This is a genomic window from Butyrivibrio sp. (assembly GCF_024699075.1).
In genome coordinates, this window is record NZ_JAILQF010000359.1 from 1 (window position 1) to 10,866 (window position 10,866).

Sequence of the window (10,866 nt, forward strand, 5' to 3'; positions counted from 1 at the left end):
ATGCCGATTCCGCCCACTCTGCTGGTGGTTCCGGTGAAATATTTATCAACAAACTCTTTTGACAGGCCGATGGCCTCAAATATCTTGGCAGACTGATAGGACTGGAGGGTTGAGATGCCCATCTTGGCTGCGATCTTAACAACTCCGCCCAGAAGCGCCTTGTTGTAGTCAGCTATTGCTGTGTGATAATCCTTATCAAGAATTCCGATATCAATGAGCTCAGCAATGCACTCATGAGCCAGATACGGATGAATGGCACGGGCACCAAAACCGAGAAGTGTTGCGATCTGGTGAACGTCCCTTGGCTCTCCGCTCTCGAGAATAAGGGATACTGCCGTGCGCTGCTTGGTCCTTACCAGGTGCTGCTCGACGCTGGATACAGCCAGAAGCGAAGGGATAGGCATGTGGTTTTCATCAACACCCCTGTCTGAGAGAACGATGATGTTAACGCCCTCTGCAGTAGCCCTGTCCACTGAGATGTTCAGCTGGTCCAGAGCCCTCTCCATAGGAGTGTTCTTGTAATACAGAAGGGATATCTTTTTTACATGAAAGCCCGGCTGATCCAGAGCTTCGATCTTCATGAGATCAACGCCCGTAAGAATCGGGTTGTTAACCTCAAGAACACGGCAGTTGTCGCTCTTTTCCCCAAGGAGATTTCCGTCAGAGCCGATATAAACTGTGGTATCGGTGACTACCTTCTCGCGAAGCGAGTCGATAGGCGGATTTGTAACCTGTGCAAAGAGCTGTTTGAAATAGCAAAACAGCATCTGATGATGCTTGGACAGCATGGCAAGAGGGACGTCAGTTCCCATGGAAACAGTAGATTCTATGCCGTTTGTAGCCATTAACATGATCTGCTGTTTGACGTCCTCGTAGGAATACCCGAACACCTTATAGAGCTTGTCTCTCATCTCCTGGGTATGGGTAGGTATCTTTTTATTTGGAACCGACAGTTTGCCTAGGTGCAGAAGATATCTGTCGAGCCACTCGCCATAGGGCTTTGCCAGTGAATATCTGTCCTTACACTCCTTGTCGGAGATTATGCGTCCTTCTTTTGTATTGACCAGTAGCATGTGTCCCGGTGAAAGCCTTGATTTCTCAAGGATGTTCTCCTCCGGGATATCCAAAACGCCAACTTCGGATGCAAGAATCAGTCTTCCATCCTTGGTCACATAATATCTTGATGGTCTTAGTCCGTTACGATCCAGCGTTGCTCCAAAGAGCTCACCGTCCGTGAAAAGAACTGCAGCCGGTCCGTCCCAGGGCTCCATCATGGTTGCGTAGTAGTGATAAAAATCTTTTCTGTCCTGAGACATGAAATCGTTGTGCTTCCAGGGCTCAGGTATTGTGATCATCATAGCAAGAGGGAGATCCATGCCGTTCATGTACAGGAACTCCAAGGTGTTATCAAGCATGGCTGAATCAGATCCGGAGGATGCAATGACGGGATAGACCTTGGAAAGTTCCTCCTTAAATACATCTGACGACATGGTCTCCTCACGGGCCAGCATCCTGTCGCTGTTACCCTTTATGGTATTGATCTCACCGTTGTGTGCGATCATGCGATACGGATGTGCCCTCTGCCAGGAAGGTGTGGTATTTGTGGAAAATCTGCTGTGCACCAGTGCAATAGCGCTCTGGTAATCCGGTGATAACAGGTCCTCATAGAAGTTTCTAAGCTGTCCCACCAAAAACATTCCTTTATAGACGATGGTTCTGGATGAAAATGAGCAAATATAAGTATCCTCAGAAGATTTCTCATACTCTCTTCTGAGGCAGTATAACTTTCTGTCAAACTCTATTCCCTTCTCCACATCGGATGGCCTCTCAATGAAGCACTGACTGATGTGTGGCATGCAGCTTCTTGCAACCTCACCAAGAATTTCGGGATGTGTTTCCACATCCCTCCATCCGATGACCTTAAGGTTTTCTTTTTCTGCAATGACTTCAAGCATTCGCTTCGCGAACATGCGCTTCATTGAATCCTGCGGCAGGAAAAACATTCCTATACCATAGTCCCCTGCGCCGCCGATCTTAAATCCGAGCTTTTTAGCCTCTCCGGAAAAGAACTTGTGAGAGATCTGTACTAAGATTCCCACGCCGTCGCCGACTTTTCCGCTGGCATCTTTTCCTGCTCTGTGCTCAAGCTTTTCTACGATGGAAAGGGCATCGTCAAGCACCTTGTTATCGGGCTTTCCGTTTATATTTATCACTGCTCCTATCCCGCATGCATCATGTTCGTTCATCCAGTTTTCCATTGCTTTTATACCTCTATCGTATTCTTTATGTCTTTTTATCTAAGTGAAAAGAGCATCTGGCCGTATGTAGGGTAGCTCAAGTATTCATCAGGGATAACAGCCTCGGCTTCATCCGCATATTTTCTAAGCTCATCCATATCCTTAAGGATTGTCTCCTGGTAAAAGCTTGCCTGTCCGAGAAGATCATCCATGCCTTCTGCTTTCTTGGTATCATCATAGAGTTTCTTGAGCGCTCCGCTGATTCCTGCGGATGCTCCATCCAATGTCTTTAAAAGTCCGCATTCCAGCTCACACGCTGCGCCCTCAAGAACGCTCTTTTTCTGGATCACCTCTTTTGTAAGATCCTTCTCATAAGCGATGATTCCTTCTGTCAGGTCTTTTCTCACCATCTCCTGCATTGTCAGGGACTCGATGTGAATTGACTTTGAGTAGTTCTCAAGAAGAATGTCATATCTTGAGTGGATCTCTTCCTTGGTGAAGATTCCGTGCTTTGTAAAGAGCTCGATTGACTCATCCGAAATCCAGTAAGGCATTGCATCGGGAAGTGACTTAAGGTTCGGAAGACCTCTCTTTTCAGCCTCAGCAACCCATTCTTCTGTGTATCCGTTTCCGTTGAAAAGAACTTTCTTATGAGCTGAAAGTACTTCCTTAAGTACCTCCATTACCTTCTCCTTAAGAGCATCAGCAGGAGTTCCTTCAAGCTTTGCGTAGATCTTGGCGATCTCCTCTGCAACTGCTGTGTTGAGAACGATGTTTGCGTTAGCTACTGAAACTGCTGAACCGGGCATTCTGAACTCGAACTTGTTGCCGGTAAAAGCAAAAGGTGATGTTCTGTTTCTGTCTGTGTTGTCCTTTGTAAAGTGCGGAAGAACAGTAGCGCCCATGGCCATCTGAACCTTGCCCTGGCTCTCATAAGCTGTGCCTTCCTCAACACTCTTAAGTACTCCTGCGAGCTCATCGCCGACGAAGATTGAAATGATGGCAGGTGGTGCCTCGTTTCCGCCGAGTCTGTGGTCATTTCCTGCAGATGCTACGGAGAGTCTCAGGATCGGTGCATACTCATCAACTGCTGCGATTACTGCCATGAGGAATACCAGGAAAGGAATGTTCTCACCGGGCTTTTTGCCGGGATCAAGAAGGTTCATTCCTGTATCTGTACAAACAGACCAGTTGTTATGTTTTCCTGATCCATTGATTCCCTCGAAGGGCTTCTCATGAAGAAGACATGCGTAGTTGTGCTTGTCTGCGACCTTCTTCATAACTTCCATAGTGAGCTGGTTGTGATCTACAGCGATGTTTGCTGTCTCAAATACAGGAGCCAGCTCGTGCTGCGACGGAGCAACCTCGTTGTGCTTGGTCTTTGCAGGAATTCCAAGCTTCCAGAGCTCTTCGTCAAGATCATGCATGTATGCTGATACCTTGGGCTTGATCACACCAAAGTAGTGATCTTCCATCTCCTGACCCTTGGTAGCCGGTGCTCCGATCAGTGTCCTTCCGGTAAACAGAAGGTCTTTTCTCTTCTTGTAGTAGTCCTTATCGATCAGGAAGTACTCCTGCTCTGAACCGATTGTTGTATTTACCCTCTTAACATCCTCATATCCAAGAAGGTGAAGCATCTTGACAGCTTCCCCTGAAAGAGCCTCCATTGAACGAAGAAGAGGTGTCTTTTTATCAAGAGCTTCTCCGCCGTATGAGCAGAATGCTGTAGGGATGTAAAGAGAACCATCTTTAATAAATGCAGGTGAAGAAGGATCCCATGCTGTATATCCTCTTGCTTCGAATGTTGCACGAAGTCCGCCTGATGGGAAACTTGATGCATCAGGTTCGCCCTTTACAAGCTCTTTTCCTGAGAATTCCATGATTACTCTTCCATCATCTGTTGGAGAGATAAAGCTGTCATGCTTCTCAGCTGTGAGACCTGTCATAGGCTGGAACCAGTGTGTAAAATGTGTTGCTCCCTTTTCTACAGCCCATTGCTTCATAGCTTCGGCAATTTCATTGGCTGTTGAAAGCTCAAGTGGTGTTCCGTCAGTAACAGATTTTTTCCATGCTTCATAAGATGCACTGGAAAGGCGTTCTTTCATGGTTTCTTCATTGAATACCATGCTCCCAAATAATTCGGGTAACTTTGCAGATGTTTCCATATGACTCCTTTTTCTTTAAGTAAAAAAGATTTTTTGACCAAACGTTTCAACTTTTCTTATAGTAATTACTTTCTTGTCAATGTGCAAGTGCTTTTTCAATTGATTTATTAATAACAATGTCATTGAACTGTCTTGTAAACAGCTCAAAGTACCTTCCACCGGCCAGTATAAGTTCTTCATGGGTGCCGCTTTCTACTATTCTTCCATTATCAACTACAAGTATCACATCAGAATCTGTAATAGTTGAAAGTCTGTGTGCTATTGCAAATGTAGTACGGCCTTTGGTCATTACTTTTATGGCATTCTGGATCTTCTTCTCAGTAACTGTATCAATAGAAGCTGTAGCTTCGTCAAGGATCAGTATTCTTGGATCTGACAGGATAGCTCTGGCAAATGACAGAAGCTGCTTTTCACCTGTTGAAAGAAGACTTCCGCCTTCTCCTACATCACTATCAAGGCCCTTGTCCATTCTTCTTACAACATCTCCTGCTGCAACCAGGTCAAGTGCCTCCCAGATTTCCTCATCTGTAGCATCTTCTTTGCCATATTTAAGGTTCTCTCTTACAGAACCTGAGAAAAGGTGTGGTGTCTGAAGTACATAACCTATGGAATTATGAAGCCAGCCTATAGACCTGTCAGCTGCATCATGCCCGTCAATGAGGATCTGTCCCTTTGTAGGCTTATAAAATCTGCAGACAAGGTTTACAAGTGTTGACTTACCCGCTCCTGTCTCTCCGACTATTGCTACGCTTGTACCCTGAGGAACCTTTAAGTTGAAGTTTTCAAGTACATTCTCTTCTCCATCAGGATAGCGGAAAGTAATGTCTTTAAATTCAATATCTCCTTTAAGCTCTTCCCAGTTTTCTTTTTTGGGATTAAATGTATCACCGTATTTCTCTATAACTTCAGGTCTGTCTGATACGTCAGATTCTGTTTCCATAAGCCTTGTGAATCTTTCAATATTGACCTGAATAGCAATGATTTCAGAGAATGTCACAACTACGTTCTGAATAGGTTCCATAATACCAAGAGCATATGAAGCAAAAACGGATATAGTTCCTATAGTCATAAGTCCTTCTACAGAAAGTGTTCCGCCGTACCAAAGTACTATAGCAAGAGCAAATGATGATACCATGGTAACTGTAGCTGTAAAGAAGGCTGAATAGCGAGCCGACCTTACTGCTGTCTTTTGCATCTTATCAGTATCTTTTTCAAAGTCTTCACGGATCTTATCTTCAACTACAAGAGTCTTGATAGAAGAAGCTCCTGTTATACCTTCATTAAAATTACCGGTTATCTTTGAGTTTATTTCTCGTATCTTTCTGTTGATGATGAGAAGCTTTTTCTGGAATACTGCTACAAGTATTACAACTATAGGCACAAGAGCAAGAATTATAAGAGCCAGTTTCCAGTTGATAGCAACCATCATTACAAGTACGAAGATTATGTATGACAGCTGCCATACTATATCCATGAATCTCCATGCTATCATTTCACCTATTTTGCCCGAGTCACTCATAACCCTGGCATGGATATATCCAACATTATTGGTATTAAAGTAAAAAAGTGACAGCTCCTGAAGATGTGAAAATGAAGCATTTCTAAGGTCTCTGTTGATGCTCATCTCAACCTTACCGCACATTGCAACTGTTATATAGTTGTCTATTGTCTGAAGTATAAGGACTATGATATAAACACCTATAAATACAGGAAGACCTTTTAAGGTTGACAGTCCTATAAAATTGTTTATTGCATACTGGTTGAATAAAGGATAAGCAGAGTCCGCAAGTGAACTCAGCATTCCCAATATCACCATCTGAATTATGATCTTTTTGTAAGGCTTCATATAAGGCAGAAGCTTGGGAATTCCAAGAAAAGGAAGCGTCTTGAATTCAGTTTTTTTATCTTTATTATTGTCGTTCATATAAATCTCCATATGACCATGTTATGAGGTAGGTTAGAGTTAATACTTCGTGTCAAAGCAGTCAGACTGCATCAACATCAAGTCCCTGAAGTTTGGCGCAGGTGTAATATATACCCTTTAGCTTTAAAAGCTCTTCATGAGTTCCCTGCTCTACGATCCTTCCTTTATCAAGAACTATGATATTATCAGCATGCATAAGGGTCATGATCCTGTGAGATATCAATATGACTGTAGCATCATCTATATTCTCAGAAAGAGCCTTCCTTATACGTGCATCAGTCTGAGTGTCTACCGCAGAAAGTGAATCGTCAAAGATCATAACAGGCGGCTCTTCTATAAGCATCTGTGCTATAGCGGTTCTTTGCTTCTGTCCACCTGATAAGGTAACTCCTCTTTCTCCTACGAAGGTATCGTATCCTGAAGGGAACTTCTCTACAGACTCATCAAGTGCAGCTATCTTTGATGCATGTCTTATTCTGTCCATGCTTACACGTCCTCTGTCATCAGGTGCTGCCGCAATACCTATATTTTCTGACAATGTCCTTGAAAAAAGATATGGCTCCTGAAGTACAAATCCAAGATTTTTTCTAAGCCATGACCTTTTAATATTTCTTATGTCAACACCGCCTATTGTAATGGTGCCGCTGTCTTCAGGAAGGTCATAGAGCCTGTCAAGTAGGTACATAAGAGTAGACTTACCGGAACCCGTTCCACCAAGTATTCCAAATGTTGTACCGCTTTTTATAGTGAAGCTGACATTTTTAAGGATGCCATGATCAAAGCCATTATCTTCACTACCAATAGACTTAGCTTTAACTGTATCTTTATCCTCAAAAGAATAAGATACATTATCAAAGACTATATCTCTGTCTATAGGCGGAGTAGTAGCACCCTCTGCATCCTTTTCTTCAGCACTGTTCATAATATATCTGACCCTGTCTATAGAGATGCCGGCTTTACTCATTTCTGAAATAATCCTTCCCAGCATTCTTACAGGCCATATAAGCATTGAATTATAAGATACAAAGGCTATGAATTCTCCTGCAGTGATATGACCTCTTACACTAAAGACCGCACCCATAACTGTTACGATCATGACCTGAAGGCCTGATATAAGGTCGTTAGATGCCCAGAATGCGGACAAAAGCTTCATAAGATTCATCCACATTTTGGTGTAATCTTCATTGTAAGAGACAAACTTATCCTTCTCGTACTGTTCACGTCCAAAGGCTCTTACAATACGTACTCCTGTAAGATTCTCCTGAGCTATTGAAGAGAGCTTACCTTCCTGCTCATCTGCTTTTTGGAAAGTGCTTCCTATTCTTGTGTGGAAAAAGAAAGAATAAAGTATAAGCACCGGGAAAAGGATCATTGCTATAAAGGAAAGTTTAGTATTAATAGAAAACATGAAATAAAGAGCCATACCGATCATTATCACTACTCTAAATAGTGATACAAGCTGACCTGAAAGGAAATTCTTGATGGTCTCAACGTCAGACGTACACCTTTGGATAATGTCTCCTGTATGATTCTTGGAATGCCAAGAATAAGGCAGCTTTAATATATGCTCAAAGAGAGTATTACGCATAGTCTCAACGAGCTTTTCAGCGCCCCTTGTATTGTATACTTTTGATAAATAACGAAATATAGCCGACACTGTAGCTATACAGATAATCAGGATCGCAATATACAAAAGGTTATATCTTATAAACTCTCGTCCGCCAAGTAAGTCCATGATAAAGCTCATATAGACAGGAAGACTTGACTGTGAATCATCTATACAGTAGTCAACTGTATACTGTATGATCTTTGGATTGATCATATCAAGGAATGCAACAAGTAATGAAGCAATTATTCCATATACAAAAAAATGAAGACTACCCCTTAAAAAGAACAAAACCATTCTGCTTCTTGTTTTAAATCTCATACCCACCTCATTAAAAAACCTGAAATAATCTAAGCCATACTGCCTAGAACATTTTGAATACCCATCAACATAAAAGCGCAAAAAAATCCCGATGTTTTGCTATATTTAACGATACCATAAATACACATTCATGTAATCAGTTTACATTAATATGCACTCTATCATCAAAACACCGGGATCAGGATTCTATTTAGTTCTTCTATGTCGGTTATTTACAGGATGTAATCTCGACATGTTTAGAAGTACAGGGATGTACTTCTATGTCGGTTAAAGAAGATGACTTCTAAGCTCTTCTCCACTCTTTTCAGAAAGATATGCAGGTGGAACATCAAGAACTGTCTTACATCCACGCTGTCCTTCATCATACATTCTCTTTACAGCTCTTGCATAAGCTACAAGCACGCTTGTTGTAAATTCCGGGTTTGAATCAAGTTTTAAGCTATATTCGATAATGTGATTATTTTCCTTATTAACACCTGTTCTACCGCTTCTGAATACAAATCCGCCATGAGCCATTCCTGAGTGATTCTTTATAAACTCTTCTTCATCAATGAAATGAACAGTTGTATTGTATTCATCAAAGTAGTTAGGCATCTCTTTGATCTCTTTTTCGATACGAGCCTTATCAGCGCCTTCCTTAGCTACTACAAATACTTCTCTTGTGTGCTTATCACGTGTAGTAAGCTCTGGGTTCTCACCATTTCTTACAGCTTCAAGAGCTGCATCTACAGGGATTGTGTACTGCTTGGCATTCTTAACGCCTTCGATACGACGAACAGCATCTGAATGTCCCTGGCTTACGCCCTTACCCCAGAATGTGTAGTCCTTACCATCAGGAAGAATAGCATTGGCGTATACTCTGTTAAGTGAGAAAAGACCCGGATCCCATCCGCATGAGATAAGTCCTACATGGTCAGATTCTCTTGCAGCCTTATCAACATTGGCAAAATGCTCCGGAATACGAGCATGTGTATCAAAGCTGTCAATTACATTGAACATCTTCGCATATTCAGGTGTCTGAACAGGAAGGTCTGTAGCTGATCCTCCGCAGATAACCATAACATCGATCTTGTCTTTATAATCTGCAACATCTTTTATATTAACAACCGGTACATCCTTGGAGATAATAGAAACGCTCTCTGGATCTCTTCTTGTAAATACAGCTACAAGTTCCATATCAGGTGCTGCATTAACTGCAATTTCCACACCTCTTCCAAGGTTACCATAACCTAATATACCTATCTTCATGATATTTAATTCCTCCTGCTTTCTCTATCGTAAAATTAAATTGTGCTTTGTAAGTTGCACCTAACAATTATATTATTTCTTTTTGGCAAAATAAATATGCCAAATGAATATTTTTACATTTTGCATGATTAATTTTTTATAAACTGCTTTGCATAATCAGAAAACTCGTCAAGGCTGTCAAGTATCTTATCAGCAAGTTTATTCATTTCCTCATCTGCAGGAATGATGTCAGGTACCATTACTGTGATCATATCTGCTGCCTTACCTGCTCTTACTCCGTTGAAACTATCTTCTACAACCATGCACTCATTTGTATCTACTCCAAGTTCTCCAGCTGCATAAATAAAGATATCAGGAGCCGGCTTACCGTTTTCAAGCTGATTGCCACTTATTATCTGATCAAAATATGCTTCCATGTTGGTATCTTTAAGGTACCTCTTTGCAACATTCTTGGCAGAAGATGTTGCTATTGCTGTAAGTAGGCCATTTTCCTTACACCATTTAAGAGTCTTTAAGGTTCCTTCCTTCACAGGAATTCCTTTACTTATCTCTTCTTCAGTATATTTATTCTTAAGTTCGTATATTTTATCAGAATCATATCCGTTGTCATTAAGCATCTGAACAATATTGACATGGCTTCTGCCTATAAGCTGGAGATAGAAATCATCAGGGATTCCAGCCTTGACCCAGGCTCTTCTATACACAGCTTCGGTATCATACAACGTTCCATCCATATCAAAAATAACTGCTTTAATCATTAAAAATCCTTTCATAAACTCCCATGTTTAATATAGGAGTTAACCACTAACTAAACTACGCGCATAAAACATACTGCTGTCCTTGCGTTTTGATAACTCGGACAGTCTGTAATCAACAACTGATACTATAGCACAACTTATGCGCAAATTTATAGGTTTTTGAATTTCTGATTTATGCTCTTCTATGCCCGTCCCTGCAAGAAGTGCACTATAACTGCATTTCTTGAACTGATCAAAAGTTTTAAATATTTATTTTGTAAACAAAATATATTTTATACCGATATAAGTATTGGTCTGTTTCAATTATTTATATTTTCTATTCAAAAAATATATTGATCCAAAAGATAAATATTATGCTCAAGGAGGTTTTTATGAGAATTCTTTTTGCACCAGGAGTTGTAAGAGAAGTATTATCAGCAGAAGTTGTTCCTATGGACATAGGCGATGGCAAGATCATAGGTACCCAGGTCAACTTCACACTTGCGCCTTCAGGCGACAAGCTTGAGTATATCTACAGCCAGTCTGTACCGATAGAAGAATCCGGACAGCGCGCAATTGATTTTGTAAATGGTCTTTATGAAAAGGGCTTTGCAGACTTTTCTTCTGA

The 10,866-nt window shown here is 41.4% G+C and carries 7 protein-coding genes; 1 reads left to right on the forward strand and 6 read right to left on the reverse strand.

The genetic code is table 11. The features are described 5' to 3' along the window. The 6 genes from K6G87_RS14450 to K6G87_RS14475 form a co-directional block, all read right to left on the reverse strand. Window positions 1-2,258, reverse strand: a 2,258-nt coding sequence (locus tag K6G87_RS14450; RefSeq protein ID WP_296838765.1) for a glutamate synthase central domain-containing protein, incomplete at its 3' end; no start/stop codon positions are given. A gap of 35 nt (window positions 2,259-2,293) precedes the next feature. Beyond that, entirely contained in the window at window positions 2,294-4,402 is a 2,109-nt protein-coding gene (locus K6G87_RS14455) for a glutamine synthetase III family protein (protein WP_296838769.1), read from the reverse strand. Between the two features lie 76 nt (window positions 4,403-4,478). Beyond that, entirely contained in the window at window positions 4,479-6,326 is a 1,848-nt protein-coding gene (locus K6G87_RS14460) for an ABC transporter ATP-binding protein (RefSeq protein WP_296838770.1), read from the reverse strand. A 61-nt stretch (window positions 6,327-6,387) separates the two neighbouring features. Continuing rightward, the gene (locus K6G87_RS14465) at window positions 6,388-8,253 is read right to left on the reverse strand and encodes an ABC transporter ATP-binding protein (protein WP_296838773.1); all 1,866 of its coding nucleotides are present in this window, start codon (window positions 8,251-8,253) and stop codon (window positions 6,388-6,390) included. 267 nt (window positions 8,254-8,520) lie between these two features. Beyond that, window positions 8,521-9,501: a diaminopimelate dehydrogenase gene (locus K6G87_RS14470; RefSeq protein ID WP_296838775.1), complete on the reverse strand. Its 981-nt coding sequence runs from the start codon at window positions 9,499-9,501 to the stop codon at window positions 8,521-8,523. 128 nt (window positions 9,502-9,629) lie between these two features. Next, window positions 9,630-10,259, reverse strand: coding sequence for an HAD family hydrolase (locus tag K6G87_RS14475; protein ID WP_296838777.1), 630 nt, complete (start codon window positions 10,257-10,259; stop codon window positions 9,630-9,632). 371 nt (window positions 10,260-10,630) lie between these two features. Here K6G87_RS14475 and K6G87_RS14480 point away from each other — a divergent pair. Further along, the coding region (locus K6G87_RS14480; protein ID WP_296838780.1) for a hypothetical protein at window positions 10,631-10,866 on the forward strand (236 nt) is incomplete at its 3' end.